Origin of the sequence: Collimonas arenae, assembly GCF_000786695.1 — a bacterium.
In the GTDB taxonomy this organism is placed as follows: domain Bacteria; phylum Pseudomonadota; class Gammaproteobacteria; order Burkholderiales; family Burkholderiaceae_D; genus Collimonas; species Collimonas arenae_A.
The window spans coordinates 768637-788497 of sequence record NZ_CP009962.1; the positions used below are offsets into that span (position 1 = coordinate 768637).

Consider the following 19861-nt stretch of genomic DNA (forward strand, 5'->3'; position numbering starts at 1 on the left):
TGGTGGTGAAATTATTATAGATATAGACTATTAAATTATAAAAATTGATTATTTTTATTGTTTTTATTGGTTTTGGCTATCTTTGGCAAGCCGCTACCTTGCGGTGCACAAATCGCCATGTTGCCGTCGCGAAGGGGCGCAATCAGCTAAAATGATGCTCCAGCAGCTGAAGACCATGCAGTAGTCACCTCTTAAGATCAATGAACGCCCCAGTCAAAATCCAGGCATTATTGTCAGACGCGCCACACGGCGCCACCCCTACGCGATTGCGCGAGATTCCCTATAACTACACCTCGTTTTCCGATCGCGAGATCGTCATTCGTCTGCTAGGCGAAGCGTCCTGGCGCTTGCTCGACGAGCTGCGCGGTAAACGCCAGACTGGACGTTCCGCACGCATGTTGTACGAAGTGCTGGGCGACATTTGGGTAGTGCGCCGCAATCCGTACTTGCAAGATGACATGCTGGACAATCCCAAGCGTCGCCAAGCTCTGATTGATGCGCTGCATCATCGCCTGAGTGAAGTCGATAAGCGTCGCATCGTCACCGATGCGGCCGACAATGGTGACGCGGTTAGCGACGAAGAAGCCAAAAAACGCAGCGAAAATGTCGAAGCGCTGCTGGCCGCAGCCAGGAAAGCGATTGCCGCTTTCTCTGACGAATTCCGCCAGACCTACGACCTGCGCAAGCGCGCCAACAAGATACTGGGGCGCTATACCGCCAAGGACAATATCAAGTTCGACGGCCTGTCGCGCGTCTCGCATGTGACCGACGCCACTGACTGGCGCGTCGAGTATCCGTTCGTCGTGCTGACGCCGGACGGCGAAGATGAAATGGCCGGCCTGGTCAAGGGCTGCATCGAACTCGGCCTGACTATCATCCCGCGCGGCGGCGGCACCGGCTATACCGGCGGCGCGATTCCGCTGACGCCTTTGTCGGCGGTCATCAACACCGAAAAGCTGGAACAGCTCGGCGCAGTCGAAATGGCTGTGCTGCCAGGGCTGGATAAAGAATACGCGACGATCTACTCGGGCGCCGGCGTAGTCACCAAGCGTGTCTCCGACGCCGCTGAAAAAGCCGGCTTCGTATTTGCGGTCGATCCGACTTCGGCTGAGGCATCCTGCGTCGGCGGTAATATCGCCATGAATGCGGGCGGCAAGAAAGCAGTGTTGTGGGGTACTGCGCTGGATAACCTGGCGAGCTGGCGCATGGTGGATCCGAACGGTGATTGGCTCGACGTTACCCGTCTTGATCACAACCTCAGCAAGATCCACGATACGCCGCTGGCGCGTTTCCAGCTTGAATGGCGTCATCCGGCGGAAAAAGGGCGTCCAAGCGAAAAGCCGTTCAAGACGGAAATCCTGGAAATTGCCGGCCGCGTGTTCCGCAAGGAAGGTCTGGGCAAGGACGTCACCGATAAATTCCTGGCGGGTTTGCCGGGGATTCAAAAAGAAGGCTGTGACGGTCTGATCACCTCCGGGCGCTGGATCCTGCACAAGATGCCGAAGCATACGCGCACGGTTTGCCTGGAATTTTTCGGCCAGGCGCGCGATGCCATTCCATCGATCGTCGAGATCAAGGATTTCCTCGACGCGGAAACTAAAAAGGGCGGTGCGATCCTGGCCGGTCTTGAGCATCTGGATGAGCGCTATCTGCGCGCAGTCGGCTACACCACCAAATCCAAGCGCGGCGTACTGCCGAAGATGGCCTTGTTCGGCGATATCGTCGGCGACGATGAAAACGCGGTAGCGCATGCGGCATCGGAAGTGGTGCGCATGGCCAACAACCGGGTCGGAGAAGGTTTCGTCGCGGTGAGCCCGGAAGCGCGCAAGAAATTCTGGCTGGACCGTGCCCGCACGGCCGCCATCGCCAAACATACCAATGCCTTCAAGATCAATGAAGACGTGGTGATTCCCCTCAATCGCATGGGTGAGTACACCGATGGCATCGAACGCATCAACATCGAACTGTCGGGCAAGAACAAGCTGCAATTGCTGGACGAATTGCGCGACTTCCTGCTCAATGGCAATCTGCCCTTGGGCAAGGGCGACGACGCTGACGGCGACGACATTCCGGCTACCGAAATCCTGGAAGACCGCGTGCATCAGGCCGAGCAATTGCTGGTCGACGTCAAGGCGCGCTGGACCTATCTATTGGCAAACCTGGATCAGCCGCTAAAGGACGCCAAGCAGGAACTGGCGGGACTTGGGCTGGACAAACTGGGCCTGGTATTTGACGAACGTCTGCGAACGCAGCCAGAGGCAACCGTATTCGACGTAGTGCAGGACCGCACCATCCGCGTCTCCTGGAAACAGGAAGTGCGCGCCTTGCTGCGGCAAATTTTCAATGGCGCTTCGTTCAAGCTGATTCTCGACGAGTGCAGTGCAATCCACAAGCGTGTGCTGCGCGGCCGCGTGTTCGTCGCCCTGCATATGCACGCCGGCGACGGAAATGTCCACACCAACTTGCCAGTCAATTCCGATCACTACGAAATGCTGCAGGATGCGCATGCCGCTGTGGCGCGCATCATGACCTTGGCGCGCTCGCTGGACGGCGTGATTTCGGGTGAGCATGGCATCGGCATCACCAAGCTGGAATTCCTCACTGAGGATGAAATCAAGGATTTCCGCAGCTACAAGCTGCGCGTCGATCCGGAAGGCCGCTTCAACAAGGGCAAGCTGCTCAACCTGCCTGGCTTCGAAGCTGACCTGAGCAACGCCTACACGCCGTCGTTCGGCTTGATGGGCCATGAATCGCTGATCATGCAGCAAAGCGATATCGGCGCCATCGCCAACAGCGTCAAGGATTGCCTGCGTTGCGGTAAATGCAAACCGGTGTGCGCAACCCATGTGCCGCGCGCCAACCTGCTGTATTCGCCGCGCAACAAGATTCTTGCTACCTCGCTGCTGGTGGAAGCCTTCCTGTATGAGGAGCAGACGCGGCGCGGCATCTCGATCAAGCATTGGGAAGAATTCGAAGATGTGGCCGACCATTGCACCGTCTGTCATAAATGCGTGACGCCATGCCCGGTCGATATCGACTTCGGCGATGTCTCGATGAACATGCGCAACCTGCTGCGCAAGATGAACAAGAAATCGTTCAATCCCGGCACGTCTGCGGCCATGTTCTTCCTCAACGCCACCGATCCGGCCACCATCAACATGACCCGTAAGGTCATGACCGACTGGGGCTTCAAGGCGCAGCGTTTCGGCAACGACATGCTCAAGAAATTCGCCAAGAAGCAGACCAAGAAACCGCCGGCCACGGTGGGTAAAGCGCCGATCAAAGAACAGGTGATCCACTTCATCAACAAGAAGATGCCGGGCAACCTGCCGAAGAAGACTGCGCGCGCCTTGCTGGATATAGAAGACGACAAGATCGTGCCGATCATCCGCGATCCGAAGAGCACCACCGCCGATACCGAAGCCGTGTTTTATTTCCCTGGTTGCGGTTCGGAGCGGCTGTTCTCGCAAGTCGGCCTGGCAACGCAAGCGATGTTGTGGCAAGTCGGTGTGCAGACTGTGCTGCCGCCGGGCTACCTGTGCTGTGGTTATCCGCAACGCGGTTCGGGCGACTTCGACAAGGCCGAGAAGATCATCACCGACAATCGCGTGTTGTTCCATCGCATGGCGAATACCCTGAACTATCTCGACATCAAGACCGTGATCGTCTCATGCGGCACTTGCTACGACCAGTTGCAGGGCTACCAGTTCGACAAGATCTTCCCGGGCTGCCGCATCATCGATATCCACGAATACCTGCTGGAGAAAAATCTGAAGCTGGAAGGCGTGAGCGGTACGCGTTACATGTATCACGACCCTTGCCACAGCCCGATGAAACAGCAGGATCCGATGAAGACGGTGAACGCACTGATCACCACCGACAACGGCGCCAAGATCGAGAAGAACGAACGCTGCTGCGGCGAATCGGGCACCTTCGGCGTCAGCCGTCCGGATGTCTCGACCCAGGTGCGCTTCCGCAAGGAAGAGGAAATGAACAAGGGTGCAGACAAGTTGCGCGCCGACGGTTTTGGCGGCGACGTCAAGATCCTCACCTCCTGCCCGTCTTGCCTGCAAGGTCTGTCGCGCTACAACGATGACTCCGGCACAACCGCCGATTACATCGTAGTGGAAATGGCGCGTCACCTGCTGGGTGAAAACTGGTTGCCGGATTATGTTGCCCGCGCCAACAACGGCGGCATCGAACGGATCCTGGTGTGACCATGGCAGAACATCCGATTGATTGCGAACTGTGCAGCGGCGACGGTGGGGAAGTTCTCCACCGCGCCGAAAAATTCCGCGTGGTGCTGGTGGACGACGCAGCCTATCCGGGTTTTTGCCGCGTTATCTGGAACAGCCATGTCAAGGAAATGACGGATTTACCTGTGGCCGATCGCAGTACGCTGATGGCTGCGGTATGCAAAGTCGAATCCATTGTGCGCGCCGTCATGCAGCCGGAAAAAATCAATCTGGCCAGCCTCGGCAACATGACGCCGCATCTGCATTGGCACGTGATTCCGCGCTATCTGGACGACGCGCAATTTCCGAGTCCCGTCTGGGCGGAAGTACAGCGGCAAACGCCGCTGGTCAGCCTGGCGCAACGGCAGGGATTGCTGGACGCGCTGCGTTCGGCGGTCGCTACGCAGTTTTAATCTTATCCAATTTAATCTCCAATGACCGGCTCAAAACAATCCGCACCAGCGCCCGTACCCGTGTCTTTCACTGTGCACAAGCAATCGTGCAAGCTGGAAGTCGCTTTCGACGATGGCGCAGTTTTTTCGTTGCCGTTCGAATTGATGCGGGTCTATTCGCCGTCCGCCGAAGTCAGCGGCCACGGTCCGGGGCAAGAAGTACTGCAGACCGGCAAGCGCAACGTCGAGATGGTGGCGCTGGAACCGGTTGGCAACTACGCGGTCAAGCCGACCTTTTCCGACGGCCATGTCAGCGGCATTTTTACCTGGGCCTATCTGTACAAGCTGGGGCGCGACCAGGACGCAATGTGGGAAGATTATTTGCGCCGGTTGGACGATGCCGGACATGGACGAGAAGCCGGCCGCGACCTGTCCATGACAGCCAAGTCCGTCGGCGGTCACGGCTGCGCATAAGAAGCGGTGGCCTGCGGCCTCTAGGAATTGGCCGCGTTTCTCGGTTTGATTCCCATCTCGCGTAACGCATCGCCGATAGCATGCACTGCCTGTCGCATTTCTTCAGCGCCGATCGCGCCTATGCAACCGACGCGGAACGTCTCGGCCTGGGTCAGTTTTCCCGGGTAGAGAATGAAACCTTTATCGCGCACCCGGTTGTAGAAATCCTTGAATTCATAACTGGCGCTTTTCGGCGCATGCATGGTGACGATGATCGGCGCCTGGATTTTCGCCGGTAAAAACTGGATCAGGCCAAGCTCGCGCATGCCCGCCATCAGCGTGTCGTAGTTTTTGGTATAGCGCGCCAATCGCGCCGGCTGGCCGCCTTCGGCAACGAACTGATTCAAGGCCTGATGGAAAGCCACCACGATATGCGTCGGCGGCGTGAAGCGCCATTGTGTAGTCTTTTCCATGTAGACCCATTGATCATGCAGGTCGAGCGACAGGGAGCGCGAGTTGCCGGCGGCCTTTTCCAGTACGCACTTGCGCACGATGACAAAACCCATGCCCGGAGGACCTTCGATGCATTTCCCGCTGGCGGCGATCAGGGCGTCGAAACTGATTTTGGCAGCATCGATTTCTAGCGCACCGAAGGAGCTCATCGCATCGATGATCAGGCTTTTCTTGTGTGACGCCACGACCTCGGCGATATTTTGCAAGGGATTGAGGATGCCGGTGCTGGTCTCGCAATGGATCACGCCGATATGGGTGATGCTACGGTCGTTGCTCAAGATACGTTCGACATCGGCGCCGGTAGTAGGCACATCGTCCGCTGTTTCAAATACCGAGACCTGGCGTCCCATCATTTCCACAATCTTGGCCATGCGCTTGCCATAGGCACCATTGATCAGCACCAGCATATGGCCGTTGCGCGGCAGCAGGGTATTGATCGCAGCCTCTATCGAAAACGTGCCGCTGCCTTGCATCGGCACACAGACGTGGCTCTCGTGGGCGTTTGCAATATCCAGCAACTGCTTGCGAACCTTGGCGGTAATGGCGTTGAACGAGGCATCCCACGAACCCCAGTCCTGCAGCATAGCGCTCTTGGTGGCGAGCGAAGTGGTCAATGGTCCCGGGGTCAGAAGAATCGGGTCGCGGCTTTGCAAGCTCATGATATTTCCTTTGGTCTGGTGCGGGTTCAGGCAAATTTGTCGCTGATATGTATTTGTTTTTGTTTAACTCGTATTACATCATGTCTTATGTATTTTGTTGACAATCTACACGTTGTTAAATTAAAGTGCAATCACCAACTCGAAAAAAAGCAAAATGCCATGACAACAAATCGCACTATGAACACCATCGCCCTGGTCCAGAAAAACTCCCTGCCTTCACTAGTTCAGAAGGAGTTGGAGCGGATGATCCTGGCCGGTGACCTGGTGGCCGGCGACAAGCTCAATGAAGTCTCGCTGGCCGAAATGCTGGGCGTTTCTCGCGGGCCGGTGCGCGAAGCATTCCGCGCACTGGAAGAGGCGGGGCTGGTACAACAGGAAAAAAATTGCGGCGTTTTCGTGCGCCAGATCTCGGTCGAAGAAGCCGATGAAATCTATGAGGTGCGCGCTGCACTGGATGAACTGATCGGCCGCAAGCTGGCGAGCATCATCAAGCCGGTGCAAGTGCAGGAATTGCGCATGCTGCTGGAGCGGATGGATGGCATGGTGGCCCTGGGCGATGTCGACGGCTATCTCAAGCTGAACCTGAGTTTCCATGACGCGTTAGTGCAGTTCACGGCCAACAAGAAGCTGTTGCATACCTACCGTCGCCTGGTCAACGAGCTCAATCTGTTTCGCCGCTCGGCGCTGGCGCAAAAAGGCAGCTTGCCTACTTCGACCACTGAGCATCATCAGATCGTCGATGCCATCGCCGCGGGCGACGCGCAAGCGGCCGGCGACATCATGCGTGAGCACGCAGTGGCAGGACGCAACCGCATGCACAAGGCGCAGGCGCAAAAAACCGCCGCAGCTGAACAGATCGCCTTGAAATCATCTTGAGGCAATCCGTAACGCTACCCATCAAGCGAACCATAGCAACCCAGTCAGATTCTTAGCGAAGGTAATTCCATGTCCAATACCAAAATCACTGGCGCCCTCAACGTCAACGGCCGCAGCTATCCGGCGATGCAGCAGCCGCTGGTCGTGGTCTGTGTCGATGGCTGCGAGCAGGAGTACATCAACCAGGCGATACAGGCCGGCGTCGCGCCGTTCCTTAAAAAGATGGTGGAGCATGGCACGGTATTGAGCGCCGATTGCGTGGTGCCAAGCTTTACCAATCCGAACAACCTGTCGATCGTGACCGGCGTGCCGCCAGCAGTGCATGGAATTTGCGGTAACTACTTCTACGACCTGGAAACCAAGCAGGAAGTGATGATGAACGACGCCAAATACCTGCGCGCCGCTACTATCCTGGCGACTTTCGCCGATGCCGGCGCCAAGGTGGCGGTCATCACTGCCAAGGACAAGCTGCGCGGCCTGCTGGGCCACAAGATGCGCGGTATCTGCTTCTCGGCGGAAAAGGCCGACCAGGCAACGACAGAACAAAACGGCATCGACAACCTGCTGGAGCGGGTCGGCATGCCGCTGCCATCGGTTTATAGCGCGGAATTGTCGGAGTTCGTATTTGCTGCCGGTGTCAAGCTGCTGGCCAGCGAACGACCGGATATCATGTATCTGTCGACCACCGACTACATCCAGCACAAATACGCTCCCGGCACGCCCGGCGCCAACGCCTTCTACGCGATGATGGACCATTACCTGACCCAGCTCGATACCTTGGGTGCCGTCATCGGCCTGACGGCAGACCACGGCATGAACGCCAAGACCGACAGCGCGGGCAAGCCCAACGTGATTTACCTGCAGGACGTGCTGGACGCCAAGGTCGGCGTCGAGAAGAGCCGCGTCATCCTGCCGATTACCGATCCTTATGTGGTGCATCATGGCGCGCTTGGCTCCTACGCCACGGTATATCTGGGTACAACGGCAAACGCCGCCGAGATCGCTGACCAGATCCGCGCTATTCCCGGCATCGAACTGGTGCTGACGCGCGAACAGGCGGCGCAGCGCTTCGAGTTGCCGCCGGATCGAATCGGCGACCTGGTGGTGGTCAGCGAACGCCTGACCGTGATCGGCACCGCCGCCAGCCGGCACGACCTGTCGGAACTGAAATTACCTTTGCGTTCGCACGGCGGCATCTCTGAACAAAGAGTGCCGTTGATGTTCAATCGCAAGCTGAGCGCGATACCTGCCGATCACCGGTTGCGCAATTTCGATGTGTTTTATCTCGCAATGAACAACGCACAGTAGATTTCAACCGTCTTACAAATGTGACACTTAAATGCGACACCTGATCTGAGGACATGATGCTGACCGAACTAAGCAAGCTCAAGCAGGGCGAACCTTTACATCAAGACCTGCGGATTGCCGGCAAGCTGGTCGGCAACCCGCGCCGTATAGAGATTCGCAACCCTTTCAACGGCGCATTGGTCGGCTCGGTGCCGAAGGCCACGGTCGAAGATATCCGCCATGCGTTCCGTGTGGCGCGCGCCTTCCGCTCGCCACTCACGCGCTACGAGCGTTCGCGCATCATGCTGCGCACGGCAGAACTGCTGCGCGCCAATACCGACGCCATTTCCGACCTGATCACGGCGGAAGCCGGCCTGTGCAAGAAAGACAGCCTGTACGAAGTCGGCCGCGCTTGCGATGTGTTCGTGTTCGCCGCCAACCAGGCGCTGGTGGACGATGGCCAGGTGTTTTCCTGCGACCTGACGCCGCATGGCAAGCAGCGCAAGATCTATACTCTGAAAGAGCCGTTGCTCGGCGCCATCTCGGCGATTACGCCTTTCAATCATCCGCTCAACCAGGTCGCCCACAAGGTGGCGCCATCCATCGCCACCAATAACCGCATGGTGCTGAAGCCGACTGAAAAGACACCCTTGTCGGCGTTGCTGCTGGCAGATATCTTGTATGAGGCTGGCTTGCCGCCGGAAATGTTTTCGGTGGTAACCGGCGACCCTGCGGAAATCGCCGATGAAATGCTGACCAATCCGGACGTCGACCTGGTGACGTTTACCGGTGGCGTGCCGATCGGCAAATACATCGCCGGCAAAGCAGTGTACAAGCGGCAGGTGCTGGAGCTGGGCGGCAATGATCCGATCATCGTGATGGAAGACGCCGATCTGGATGAGGCGGCGACGCTGGCGGTCTCCGGCTCGTATAAAAATTCCGGCCAGCGCTGCACAGCGATCAAACGCATGATCGTGCATCAGGCCGTGGCGGATGAATTCGTCGATCTGCTGGTGAGCAAAACCAGGGCGATCAAATACGGCGATCCGATGGATCTGCACAACGACATGGGGACGGTGATCGACGCCCGTTCCGCCGCCGCCTTCGAAGCCAAGGTGAATGATGCGCAACAGCGTGGCGCCAAACTCCTGTTCGGCAATATCCGCGACGGCGCGGTGTACTCGCCGACAGTGCTGGATCACGTGCCCGCCGATTGCCAGCTGGTCGCCGAGGAAACTTTCGGACCGGTGTCGCCAGTCATTCGCTGCACCGATATTGCCGACGCGATCCGCATCTCGAATTCCACGCCTTACGGCCTGTCGTCATCGGTGTGCACCAACCGTCTCGATTACATCACCCGCTTTGTGCGCGAACTGGAAGTCGGCAGCATCAACGTCCGCGAAGTTCCCGGCTATCGCCTGGAATTGACGCCGTTCGGCGGCATCAAGGACTCCGGCCTGGGCTACAAGGAAGGCGTGCAAGAGGCGATGAAGAGCTTCTGCAATACCAAAACCTATTCATTGCCCTGGAATTAACAGGAAATAACGCTGAACAAAGCATGCTCACTATTCCACAAATTTGCGATCTTTTCGAACAAGGCGGCCATGCAATGTACAGCGGCGAGCCGGTCAACCAGCTTCAGCATGCGCTGCAATCGGCCACGCTGGCCGAACAGGACGGCGCTTTGCCGGAGCTGGTTTGCGCCGCCTTGCTGCACGACCTTGGCCACTTGCTGAATCCGCAGGGCGAGACGCCATCCGCGCGCGGTGTCGACGATACCCATCAGTATTTCGCCATCCCTTATCTGCGCGGTCTGTTCAGTTCGGCGGTGCTTGAGCCGATCCGCCTGCATGTCGACGCTAAGCGCTACCTGTGCGCGACCGATGCCGGCTACTGGGGACGCCTTTCCGAAGATTCCAAGCGCAGCCTGGAACTGCAGGGTGGAATTTTCTCGGCTACCGATGCCGAGCAATTCATTTCCCGCCCCTACGCTGCGGACGCTGTCCGGTTGCGTCTGTGGGACGACCAAGCCAAGGTAGACGGCATGGCAACACCCGATTTACAGTATTTTTCCAAGCTGATGAACGCTTGTAAAGTGGACCCAAGCCAAGCCGGCGTAGCTTGATCCGGCCCGACCTTATTCAGGATAGAAACCCATGCGCCCATTCTGGCTGGAAGATGCATTATTCGCCGACGGCGAGCTAGCGCCCGCTTTGCAAGGAACGCAACGTGCTGACGTCGGCATCGTCGGCGGCGGCTTCACCGGGCTGTGGACGGCGATTCAGCTGAAACAGAAAAATCCGACGCTGGACATCGCCATCATCGAAAGCGACCTGTGCGGGGCCGGCGCCAGCGGCCGCAATGGCGGTTGCCTGCTGACCTGGTCCACTAAATTCTTTACCTTGCGGCGGCTGTTCGGCGAGGCTGAAGCGGTACGCCTGGTCAAGGCATCCGAGGCGGTGGTCGGGCATATCGGCGACTTCTGCCGCGAGCACAAGATCAACGCCGAGTTTCGTCAGGACGGCACGCTTTATACCGCCACCACCAAGGCGCAACTAGGTGTGCTGGACCCTGTGCTGGACGAATTGAAGCGACAAGGCATCAGCTCGTATCACACGCTGCCGGACGCTGAAGTGCAACGCCGTTCCGGCTCCGCACGCAATCTCTCCGGCGTGTTTTCTCCGATGGCAGCGACAGTGCACCCGGGACAGCTGGTGCGCGGCTTGCGTCGCGTAGCGCTGGAAATGGGGATCCGGATTTACGAAAGAACACCGATGCTGTCGTTCACGCCCGGCGCTACCGTCACTGTGCAAACGCCTGCCGGCAGCCTGCAGGTCGGCAAGATGGTGTTGGCGATCAACGCCTGGATGGCCAGCCGCTTCCCACAGTTTGAACGTACTCTTGCTGTAGTTTCCAGCGACATGGTGATCACCGAAAAATGTCCTGAACTGCTACAGAGAATCGGCTTGACCGATGGCGTTTCGGTGCTCGATTCACGCACTTTCGTGTTCTATTACCGCACAACCGAAGATGGCCGCCTGATGCTGGGCAAAGGCGGCAATACCTTCGCCTGGCGCGGCCGCATCCTGCCGGTCTTTGACCAGCGTTCGCCGTATGAACAGCAACTCAAGCGCAGCCTGCACGAGTTTTTCCCGGCGCTGGCCGAAGTGCCGATCACCGCCAGCTGGAACGGTCCTTCCGACCGCTCAGTCACCGGCTTCCCGTTCTTCGGACGTCTCGACGACATGCCGAACGTGTTTTATGGCTTCGGCTACTCCGGCAACGGCGTCGGCCCCAGCTATATGGGCGGACAATTGCTCTCATCTCTAGTACTCGGCCTGGACAACGCCTGGAGCCGCAGCCCGCTAGCTGTCGGTCCGCGCGGACTGTTCCCGCCTGAGCCGGTACGCTATATCGGATCGCTGGTAGTGCGCAATGCGATTCGCCGCAAAGAACTGGCCGAAGACCAGGACCGCAAGCCTTGGATGCTGGACCAGATGCTGAGCAAGCTGGCGAATGCGGCGGGTAAGGCTGATAAGGCCTAGAAATTGCGGCCGTCAATTTGGGGCCGGATACAATTGGAATAACGCAAAACGGCTTGTATAGAAAAACAGCGATGCTTTTATTAACTTGTTAAGCAAGCTAAGCAACCATGGGCGGGACTTGTATAATGCTAGTCTGCCCAATAAGGTTGCTGATATGACCAACACCACCCATTTCGGTTATAAAACCGTTTCCGAGGACGATAAAGTCCACAAAGTCGCCGAAGTTTTCCACTCGGTCGCGCCTAAGTACGATGTCATGAATGACTTGATGTCGGCCGGTTTGCATCGCGTATGGAAGATTTTCACCATTGCCCAGGCGGCAATACGTCCGGGCTTTAAAGTGCTGGATATCGCCGGCGGCACTGGCGACCTGGCCAAGGCTTTCGCCAGGCGCGCCGGACCTAACGGCGAAGTCTGGCTGACCGATATCAACGAGTCGATGCTGCGCGTTGGCCGCGACCGTCTCTTGAATAATGGCCTGTCCACCCCCACCTTGCTGTGTGATGCGGAAAAATTACCGTTCCCGGACAATTATTTCGACCGGGTCTCGGTGGCGTTCGGTTTGCGTAACATGACGCACAAGGATGCCGCGCTGGCTGAAATGCGGCGTGTGTTGAAACCGGGCGGCAAGTTGCTGGTGCTGGAGTTTTCGAAAGTATGGGAACCCTTGAAGAAGCCCTACGACGTTTACTCGTTTTCCGTATTGCCATGGCTGGGCAAGAAAATCGCCAACGATTCTGAAAGCTACCGCTACCTGGCGGAGTCGATTCGCATGCATCCCGATCAGGACACGCTGAAACAGATGATGACGGATGCCGGTCTGGCGCGCGTTGAGTATTTCAATTTAACTGCCGGTGTGGCGGCCTTGCATACCGGCATAAAACTGTAGGAGCAGGCAGATGAAGAAATTTTTGCTGATGTTGCTGATGGTTGCAACGACCTTGTCGATGACGATATCGAACGCCGACGCCCGCCGTCTTGGCGGCGGAGGATCGTTCGGCAAGCAGTCTTCCGGCATTTCGCGTCAGGCGCCAAGTGCGCCGTCGCAGAACTTCGGCAACGCCAATCAGGCGCGGCCGGCAGCACCTGCTGCAACGCCAACTGCTATCCCGCCTAAACCGGCCAGCCCATGGAAAGGTATCCTGGGCGGCGCTTTGCTAGGCCTCGGCTTGGGTGCGTTGATGTCGCATTTCGGCATGGGCGGCGCTTTCGGCTCATTCCTGATGATGGCCCTGCTAGCGGTTGCGGTGATTTTCGTTGTGCGGTTGCTAATGCGTAAAAATAGCGGCGCACCGGCGCCCGCTGCGTATTCCGGCTCCAATCCGGGAGCAAACGCACCTTTTGACAACAATGCATCCAGTTTTACGCCTGAAATCGGTTCCCGCATCAATTCCGGTCCGTCGTTCCAACCTTCGGCATTGCAATCGGCTGCGCCAGCGGCAACAGAAAATAGCGGTCCTTGGGGAATTCCTGCAGATTTCGACGTGCCTGGCTTTGTCCGTAGCGCTAAGACTTACTTTATCCGTCTGCAAGCGGCCTGGGACAAGGCCGATATCAACGATATCCGCGAATTCACCACGCCGGAAATGTTCGGTGAGCTGCGCCTGCAATTGCAGGAACGCGGCGCCTCACCTAACAATACCGATGTTGTGCAACTGGACGGCGAACTGATGGGCATCGAAACCGTCGGTAACGATTATCTGGCTAGCGTCAAATTCACCGGTCTGATCAAGGAAGTGCCGGAAGCCTCTGCCGAACCGTTCACCGAGGTCTGGAACTTGTCCAAGCCTCTGTCAGGGCAGGGCGGCTGGGTTTTGGCAGGGATTCAGCAAGTGGCAGCATAAGCTGGTCAATTCACCGTGCCAGAGCATAATCGGGCTCTGAACCGGACAAACTGATAAACTTGGACCGCCCGTGAACCGTCACGGGCGGTTTTATTTTGTGACAAATGTTGTGACAATGACTCCTCTACCGAATCTCAAGCCGATCACCGCCTCCATCAACCACTTGCTGGCGCAGGAACCGTGGGCGCAGCGTATTTTGGCGTCGCATGCCGGCAAAGTTGCCTGCTTCGATGGCGGAGCGGTCAAGCTGAGCTGGCAAGTCAGCCCGGATGGTTTGCTGCAGGCGCCGCCGGGTGATACCGATGAGAATGTCGTGCATGTTCCAAATGTCACCATCCGCGTCAATCTGGCGGATCTGCCGCTGATTGCGCAGAACCGTGAACGCGCCTTTTCTTATGTGAAGATCGACGGCGATGCCGATTTTGCCAATGCCATTTCACAGGTCAGCCAGGGATTGCGCTGGGATGCCGAGCACGATTTGAGCAAACTGGTCGGCGATATCGCCGCAGTGCGCCTCGTCTCCGGCGGCAATGCGTTGGTCGCCGGCCTGCGGTCTACGCATAAGAAGCTGACTGAAAACCTGGCCGAATATTTTTTGGAAGAACAGCCGATGCTGGTGCGACCGCAGGCTGTATCCGATTTTACGAATGATGTCACCAGGCTGCGCGACGACGTGGAGCGGCTGGCGAAACGCATCAACAGACTGAAGACTTGATCCTAAAAACCGCAGTTGACCGCTCCGCTGAATTTGGAATGCCACATGAACATTGAGATTTTTTCTATATTAAATATGCCTCTGACGGGCGAGCGCGCTACACGCCTGACTGAGCATGCCTCACGGCAGCTGGCAGCGTTACTCGTTCTTGCAGGCATGTGCCTGCTGCGTCCTCGCGCCTTGCCAGCCGCCGCGATGCATACCCATTCAGACGTATTCAACTACGGTTCTTAGGATGATCCTGAAATTTCTGCGAGTTCTGAAAATCGTCCGTGTCGCCGTGCGTTATGGTTTGGACGATATCGCCATGTCGGGTTTCGACACGCCGCGCATCTCCAAGCTGATCGACACTCTGATTTTCTGGCGTGATATCTCGGCACCGCGCGGCGAGCGCTTGCGTAAGGCGCTGGAAGAGCTGGGACCAATTTTCGTCAAGTTCGGCCAGGTACTGTCGACCCGCCGCGATCTGCTGCCGGGGGATATGGTCGATGAACTGTCGCGCCTGCAAGACCGGGTGCCGCCGTTTAGCTCCGACCTGGCGATTGCGCAAATCGAAAAATCTTTAGGCGCGCATCCTGATCAGCTATTCGCCAGTTTCGAGCGTGTGCCGGTGGCTTCGGCTTCGATCGCCCAAGTGCATTTTGCGACGCTGAAGAATGGCAAGGAAGTTGCAGTCAAAGTGCTGCGCCCCGGCATGAAAAAGTCGATCGACGAGGATGTGGCGTTGATGCACATCGCAGCCGGGCTGCTGGAAAAGCTGTGGGCAGACGGCAAACGGCTGAAAGCGCGTGAGGTGGTCGGAGAATTCGATAAATACCTGCACGACGAACTGGACCTGATGCGTGAAGCCGCAAACGGTAGCCAGTTGCGCCGCAATTTCGCCGATTCCGAGTTGTTGGTGGTGCCTGAGATGTACTGGGACCATTGCTCGTCGTCGGTGATCGTGATGGAGCGTATGCACGGCATTCCGATTTCGCAGTTGGACCGCTTGCGCGATGCCGGCGTCGATCTCGGCAAACTGTCGCGCGACGGCGTCGAAATTTTCTTCACCCAGGTATTCCGCGACGGTTTTTTCCACGCCGACATGCATCCCGGGAATATCCTGGTGTCGGTGGCGCCGGCCACATTCGGTCGCTATATTGCGCTCGATTTCGGTATCGTCGGCACGCTGAACGATTTCGACAAAGACTATCTGTCGCAGAATTTCCTGGCGTTTTTTCAACGCGACTACAAGCGCGTGGCTGAAGCGCATATCGAATCCGGCTGGGCGCCCAAGGAAACCCGGGTCGACGAACTGGAATCGGCGGTGCGCGCCTGTTGCGAACCGATCTTCGACCGGCCGTTGAAAGATATTTCTTTCGGTCAGGTGTTGTTGCGGCTGTTCCAGACTTCGCGCCGTTTTAATGTAGAAGTGCAGCCGCAGCTGGTATTGCTGCAAAAAACGCTACTGAATGTTGAAGGCCTGGGCCGCCAGCTCGATCCCGAGCTAGACCTGTGGAAAACCGCCAAACCGCACCTGGAGCGCTGGATGAGCGAGCAGATGGGCTTGCGTGGTTTGCTGCAGCACTTGAAAATCGAGGTGCCGCGATACAGCAAGTTGTTGCCCCAGTTGCCGCGGTTGGCGCATCAGGTGATGACGCATGCAATCGAACACAAGAGTGAGCAAAACAACGAACTGATGTGGCGTCTGATTGCAGAGCAGCGCAAAACCAACCATTTCCTTGGCATTCTTGTCTATGTCGGCGGCGGCCTGGCGGCGGGTGTGTTGCTGACGCTGATTTACCTGCGTTTTGGCCATAGCATCTGGTGGTAGCCATGTCGATACCTGATTCCCCGCCCAAATTTACCAGTCGCAATCCTTCCCATCCCGATTTCTGGAGCGAGCGCTTCGAGAAGGAATTCATGCCCTGGGATAACGGTGGCGTGCCGTTGGCGCTGCAGGAGTACGTGAACCGCAGTCAACCGGCGTCGACCCTGATTCCCGGTTGCGGCACCGGTTACGAGGTGGCTTATCTGGCGCAAGCCGGTTGGGACGTGACCGCAATCGACTTCTCCGGCGCCGCAGTAAGCGCCGCACGGGCGGTGCTGGGCCAGTGGTCGGAGCGTGTACTGCAAGCCGATTTCTTTACGCATGTGCCGCAACAGCCGCTAGGCTTTATCTATGAACGCGCCTTCCTGTGCGCCTTGCCGCCTGCCAGGCGCGCCGCCATCGCCAGCCGCTGGGCAGAGCTGTTGCCGGCCGGCGCTACCCTGGCAGGTTTCTTCTTTTTTGACGATGCGCCAAAAGGGCCACCGTTCGGCATCAACCGTGCCGAATTGGAACGTTTATTGCATGCCGATTTCGAGCTGGTCGACGAACGCGATGTGACTGATTCCATTGCTGTATTCGCCGGCAAGGAACGCTGGCTGGAATGGCGGCGGAGAGGCTGACAGACAGTTTTGGTTTCGATGTTGCAAAAAAATGAGCCAGCGTATGTCCAATGGGGCATACGCTGGCTTTTTTCACATAATTCGCAGTCATCTTGCTACAATTGGCGGTTTTTCGCCCTCCTGGAACTGAAGACATATGGCGCTGCTAGAAATCCGTAATGTCAGTCGTCGCTTTGGCGACTTTGCCGCCGTTGACAATATCAGCCTGTCAATTGAAGCTGGCGAATTCTTTACACTGCTTGGCCCGTCCGGCTGTGGCAAAACCACCTTGTTGCGGATGATTGCAGGCTTCGATCTGCCGGATTCGGGCCAGATCTTGCTAGACGGCGTCGATCTGGTGGGTAGTCCACCGGAACACAGGCCGGTCTGTACCGTATTCCAGAATTACGCGCTGTTTCCACACATGACGGTTGCGGCGAATATCGCCTTTCCCTTGAAGATGGCCAAAGTGCCGGCCGAACAGATCCGCACCCGGGTCGAAGAAGCACTGGAAGATGTGCGCCTGACCGGTTTTGCCGCGCGTTTTCCGCATGAGTTGTCAGGCGGTCAACGGCAGCGGGTTGCCGTCGCCCGTGCACTGGTCTCGCGTCCCAAACTGCTGTTGCTGGATGAACCGTTGTCGGCCCTGGACGCCAAATTGCGCGAGCAGATGCAGATTGAACTGATCAACCTGCAAAAGGAAGTCGATATCACTTTCGTCTACGTTACCCACGACCAGGGCGAAGCGCTGGCGTTGTCGCACCGCATCGCGGTCATGAACCGTGGCAATGTCGAGCAGTTGGACGAACCTTCGCGCATCTATAGCTACCCGCGCACCCGCTTTGTCGCCGATTTCATCGGCACCTGCAACCTGCTCGATGGTGCGATCGCCAGTATCGATGGCGCGGCGATGCAATTGGATGTGCCCGGCCTGGGTCTGGTGAAAAGTGCGGTGCCGGCAAATGCGGCGGTCGGCCTCAAAGGTACGTTGGCCCTGCGCCCGGAAAAAATCCACATCAGCGCCGAGATCAGCACCGATAACGCGGAAAATCATTTCAAGGGCTTCGTCAAAGAGCTGCTGTATCTCGGGGATGTGACGGTGTATATCGTGCAGACCGAAGGCGGCACCACGATCGAAGCCTTGCTGGCTAATTCGGCGGCAGGCCGCGCCAAGTTCTTCGAGGTTGGCGATATGGTCGATATTGCCTGGCAATTCGATGCAGGGCATTTCTTGTATGAATAAGCCGGTATCCAAGTCAGCCGACCGTGGCCGCCTGGCGCGCTGGCTAATCAGCGGGCCGCCGCTGTTTTATTTGCTGCTGTTCTTCGCCATTCCCAGCCTGATCATGGTGTTTGCGTCGGTGCGTTATGCCGGTGACTACGGTGGCCTGGCACCGGTCTTCGATGAAGCTGGCAAGCTGAACCTGACGCTGGAGAATTTCCAGCGTTTCACTTCCGATTTCATTTACACGGCCATTTTCCTCAAGTCGCTGATGTATGCGGTGATCACAACTTGCTGTTGCCTGCTGATGGCTTATCCGCTGGCGCTGCTGATTGCGCGCAGCCCGAAAAAATACCGCGACTTGCTGATCCTGCTGGTGATCCTGCCGTTCTGGAGCAACTTCCTGATCCGTGTGTACGCCTGGATGATTATCCTGGGTCCGCAATCTGGCCTGACGCAAGCCGTCAACTACGTTCTGGGATTGGTTGGCATCGAGCCGGTGCGCTTGTTGTTTACGGCGTTTTCGGTGATTGTCGGCCTGGTCTACGTGCATTTGCCGTTCATGGTGTTGCCGCTTTACGCCAATCTGGAGAAGCACGATCCGGCGCTGGTCGATGCGGCCCAGGATCTGGGCGCATCGGCCTGGCAACGTTTCTGGCGCATCACTTTTCCCTTGTCCTTGCCAGGCGTGTACGCTGGCGCGGCGTTGGTATTCATTCCTGCGCTGGGGATTTTTGCGGTGTCCGATATTCTGGGCGGCACCGGCAGCGACATGATCGGTAATGTCATCAAGCAGCAATTCCTGGAAACCCGCGACTGGCCGTTTGGCAGCGTGCTGTCTATCGTCCTCACGGTGGCGGCGCTGATCGCCGCCGGCATTGCGGTGCTGGTGGCGCGGCCAAGGAGAGAAACCCATGGCTAAGCTGAATGCAGTACGGCGTCCGCTCGGTTTGTGGCTGGTGGCGCTGTTCGTCTATGCCTTTCTGTATGTTCCACTGATTATTGTGGTGGTGTATTCCTTCAACGATTCGCAGCTCAACGCCGAGTGGGTCGGCTTTACGCTGGACTGGTATCGCAAGCTCTTCAATGACGACGAAATGCTGCGCGCCGCAGGCAACTCGCTGATGATCGCGCTGGTGGCCAGCGCAGTCTCAACCTTGCTAGGCACCATGGCTGGTTTCGCCATGCACCGCTACAAGCTCAAATTGCTGCCGCTACTGGTGCTGACGCCGATTGCGATTCCGGAAATCCTGGTCGGCGTGTCCCTGTTGATTTTCTTCGTCATGCTCAATATCACGCTGGGCCTGGTGTCGATTACGCTGGCGCACATCGCCTTTTGTATCGGCTTTGTCGCTATCGTGGTACGTTCGCGCCTGTCCGGCATGGATGAAAGCCTGACCGAAGCGGCGCGCGATTGCGGCGCTACGCCGATGCAGGCATTCCGGCTGGTGACCTTGCCCCTGATCATGCCGGGTGTGGTGGCAGGGGCGCTGATGGCCTTCACCTTGTCGATCGACGACTTCGTGATTACCTTCTTTACTGCTGGCGCCAATGCCTCCACCTTGCCGCTGCAGATTTATTCGATGATCAAGATTGCCGTCACGCCCGAAGTGAATGCCGTCTCGACCTTGTTGATGGGACTGACGCTGCTGCTTATAATCATCGCGTCCAAGCTTGCTCCAAATGCTCTCCGTTCCTCCTAACTGCTTAT

Annotated in this window: 17 protein-coding genes; 16 read left to right on the forward strand and 1 reads right to left on the reverse strand. The window is 57.4% G+C overall.

Annotation, left to right across the window (positions count from 1 at the left end):
- Window positions 1-200: 200 nt before the first annotated feature.
- From LT85_RS03410 to LT85_RS03420, 3 genes are read left to right on the forward strand one after another with little or no spacing between them, the layout of a single operon-like run.
- Window positions 201-4217, forward strand: coding sequence for a DUF3683 domain-containing protein (locus LT85_RS03410; protein ID WP_038485285.1), 4017 nt, complete (start codon window positions 201-203; stop codon window positions 4215-4217).
- 2 nt (window positions 4218-4219) lie between these two features.
- Window positions 4220-4648 carry an HIT family protein gene (locus tag LT85_RS03415; RefSeq protein ID WP_038485288.1) on the forward strand — a complete coding sequence of 143 codons (429 nt, stop codon included), beginning with the start codon at window positions 4220-4222 and terminating at the stop codon, window positions 4646-4648.
- A gap of 21 nt (window positions 4649-4669) precedes the next feature.
- Window positions 4670-5101, forward strand: a complete 432-nt coding sequence (locus tag LT85_RS03420) for a gamma-butyrobetaine hydroxylase-like domain-containing protein (RefSeq protein WP_038485290.1) — start codon at window positions 4670-4672, stop codon at window positions 5099-5101.
- A gap of 20 nt (window positions 5102-5121) precedes the next feature.
- Here the strand turns inward: LT85_RS03420 and LT85_RS03425 are convergent, their stop codons facing one another.
- The gene (locus tag LT85_RS03425; RefSeq protein ID WP_038485292.1) at window positions 5122-6252 is read right to left on the reverse strand and encodes a 2-aminoethylphosphonate--pyruvate transaminase; all 1131 of its coding nucleotides are present in this window, start codon (window positions 6250-6252) and stop codon (window positions 5122-5124) included.
- A gap of 159 nt (window positions 6253-6411) precedes the next feature.
- Between LT85_RS03425 and LT85_RS03430 the strand changes: the two genes are divergently transcribed.
- The 13 genes from LT85_RS03430 to LT85_RS03495 all read left to right on the forward strand — a co-directional run bounded on the left by LT85_RS03430 (window position 6412) and on the right by LT85_RS03495 (window position 19853).
- The gene (locus LT85_RS03430) at window positions 6412-7128 is read left to right on the forward strand and encodes a phosphonate utilization associated transcriptional regulator (RefSeq protein ID WP_038485294.1); all 717 of its coding nucleotides are present in this window, start codon (window positions 6412-6414) and stop codon (window positions 7126-7128) included.
- Window positions 7129-7197: 69 nt separating this feature from the next.
- Window positions 7198-8436 (forward strand): phosphonoacetate hydrolase, encoded by a 1239-nt coding sequence (gene phnA / locus LT85_RS03435; RefSeq protein ID WP_038485296.1) that lies wholly within the window; start codon window positions 7198-7200, stop codon window positions 8434-8436.
- A 56-nt stretch (window positions 8437-8492) separates the two neighbouring features.
- On the forward strand, window positions 8493-9950 hold the full coding sequence (phnY, locus tag LT85_RS03440) for a phosphonoacetaldehyde dehydrogenase (protein WP_038494943.1): 1458 nt from the start codon (window positions 8493-8495) through the stop codon (window positions 9948-9950).
- 23 nt (window positions 9951-9973) lie between these two features.
- A complete protein-coding gene (locus LT85_RS03445; RefSeq protein WP_038485298.1) occupies window positions 9974-10540 on the forward strand; it encodes a phosphonate degradation HD-domain oxygenase in 567 nt (188 codons plus the stop codon).
- A gap of 31 nt (window positions 10541-10571) precedes the next feature.
- Window positions 10572-11960, forward strand: coding sequence for an FAD-dependent oxidoreductase (locus tag LT85_RS03450; protein ID WP_038485300.1), 1389 nt, complete (start codon window positions 10572-10574; stop codon window positions 11958-11960).
- 154 nt (window positions 11961-12114) lie between these two features.
- On the forward strand, window positions 12115-12849 hold the full coding sequence (gene ubiE / locus LT85_RS03455) for a bifunctional demethylmenaquinone methyltransferase/2-methoxy-6-polyprenyl-1,4-benzoquinol methylase UbiE (RefSeq protein WP_038485302.1): 735 nt from the start codon (window positions 12115-12117) through the stop codon (window positions 12847-12849).
- Between the two features lie 10 nt (window positions 12850-12859).
- Window positions 12860-13804: a Tim44 domain-containing protein gene (locus LT85_RS03460; RefSeq protein WP_038485303.1), complete on the forward strand. Its 945-nt coding sequence runs from the start codon at window positions 12860-12862 to the stop codon at window positions 13802-13804.
- 115 nt (window positions 13805-13919) lie between these two features.
- Entirely contained in the window at window positions 13920-14519 is a 600-nt protein-coding gene (locus tag LT85_RS03465; RefSeq protein ID WP_038485306.1) for a ubiquinone biosynthesis accessory factor UbiJ, read from the forward strand.
- Between the two features lie 235 nt (window positions 14520-14754).
- Window positions 14755-16332: a ubiquinone biosynthesis regulatory protein kinase UbiB gene (ubiB, locus tag LT85_RS03475; protein ID WP_038485310.1), complete on the forward strand. Its 1578-nt coding sequence runs from the start codon at window positions 14755-14757 to the stop codon at window positions 16330-16332.
- 2 nt (window positions 16333-16334) lie between these two features.
- Window positions 16335-16949: a methyltransferase domain-containing protein gene (locus LT85_RS03480; protein WP_038485312.1), complete on the forward strand. Its 615-nt coding sequence runs from the start codon at window positions 16335-16337 to the stop codon at window positions 16947-16949.
- Between the two features lie 136 nt (window positions 16950-17085).
- Window positions 17086-18171: an ABC transporter ATP-binding protein gene (locus tag LT85_RS03485; RefSeq protein WP_038485314.1), complete on the forward strand. Its 1086-nt coding sequence runs from the start codon at window positions 17086-17088 to the stop codon at window positions 18169-18171.
- Window positions 18164-19072 (forward strand): ABC transporter permease, encoded by a 909-nt coding sequence (locus LT85_RS03490; RefSeq protein WP_038485317.1) that lies wholly within the window; start codon window positions 18164-18166, stop codon window positions 19070-19072. Before LT85_RS03485 ends, LT85_RS03490 begins: the two co-directional genes overlap by 8 nt.
- Window positions 19065-19853, forward strand: coding sequence for an ABC transporter permease (locus LT85_RS03495; RefSeq protein ID WP_038485320.1), 789 nt, complete (start codon window positions 19065-19067; stop codon window positions 19851-19853). The genes LT85_RS03490 and LT85_RS03495 overlap by 8 nt, the downstream gene beginning before the upstream one ends.
- The last annotated feature ends 8 nt before the right edge of the window (window positions 19854-19861 follow it).

What these genes read in the sequence shown, in the direction of transcription:
- LT85_RS03480 (WP_038485312.1), top strand. Translation starts at nt 16,335, where the DNA reads ATGTCGATACCTGATTCCCCGCCCAAATTTACCAGTCGCAATCCTTCC.
- LT85_RS03425 (WP_038485292.1), bottom strand. Translation starts at nt 6,252, where the DNA reads ATGAGCTTGCAAAGCCGCGACCCGATTCTTCTGACCCCGGGACCATTG.
- LT85_RS03490 (WP_038485317.1), top strand. Translation starts at nt 18,164, where the DNA reads ATGAATAAGCCGGTATCCAAGTCAGCCGACCGTGGCCGCCTGGCGCGC.
- LT85_RS03410 (WP_038485285.1), top strand. Translation starts at nt 201, where the DNA reads ATGAACGCCCCAGTCAAAATCCAGGCATTATTGTCAGACGCGCCACAC.
- LT85_RS03450 (WP_038485300.1), top strand. Translation starts at nt 10,572, where the DNA reads ATGCGCCCATTCTGGCTGGAAGATGCATTATTCGCCGACGGCGAGCTA.
- LT85_RS03430 (WP_038485294.1), top strand. Translation starts at nt 6,412, where the DNA reads ATGACAACAAATCGCACTATGAACACCATCGCCCTGGTCCAGAAAAAC.
- LT85_RS03495 (WP_038485320.1), top strand. Translation starts at nt 19,065, where the DNA reads ATGGCTAAGCTGAATGCAGTACGGCGTCCGCTCGGTTTGTGGCTGGTG.
- phnY (WP_038494943.1), top strand. Translation starts at nt 8,493, where the DNA reads ATGCTGACCGAACTAAGCAAGCTCAAGCAGGGCGAACCTTTACATCAA.
- ubiE (WP_038485302.1), top strand. Translation starts at nt 12,115, where the DNA reads ATGACCAACACCACCCATTTCGGTTATAAAACCGTTTCCGAGGACGAT.
- LT85_RS03445 (WP_038485298.1), top strand. Translation starts at nt 9,974, where the DNA reads ATGCTCACTATTCCACAAATTTGCGATCTTTTCGAACAAGGCGGCCAT.
- phnA (WP_038485296.1), top strand. Translation starts at nt 7,198, where the DNA reads ATGTCCAATACCAAAATCACTGGCGCCCTCAACGTCAACGGCCGCAGC.
- LT85_RS03420 (WP_038485290.1), top strand. Translation starts at nt 4,670, where the DNA reads ATGACCGGCTCAAAACAATCCGCACCAGCGCCCGTACCCGTGTCTTTC.
- LT85_RS03485 (WP_038485314.1), top strand. Translation starts at nt 17,086, where the DNA reads ATGGCGCTGCTAGAAATCCGTAATGTCAGTCGTCGCTTTGGCGACTTT.
- LT85_RS03415 (WP_038485288.1), top strand. Translation starts at nt 4,220, where the DNA reads ATGGCAGAACATCCGATTGATTGCGAACTGTGCAGCGGCGACGGTGGG.
- LT85_RS03465 (WP_038485306.1), top strand. Translation starts at nt 13,920, where the DNA reads ATGACTCCTCTACCGAATCTCAAGCCGATCACCGCCTCCATCAACCAC.
- ubiB (WP_038485310.1), top strand. Translation starts at nt 14,755, where the DNA reads ATGATCCTGAAATTTCTGCGAGTTCTGAAAATCGTCCGTGTCGCCGTG.
- LT85_RS03460 (WP_038485303.1), top strand. Translation starts at nt 12,860, where the DNA reads ATGAAGAAATTTTTGCTGATGTTGCTGATGGTTGCAACGACCTTGTCG.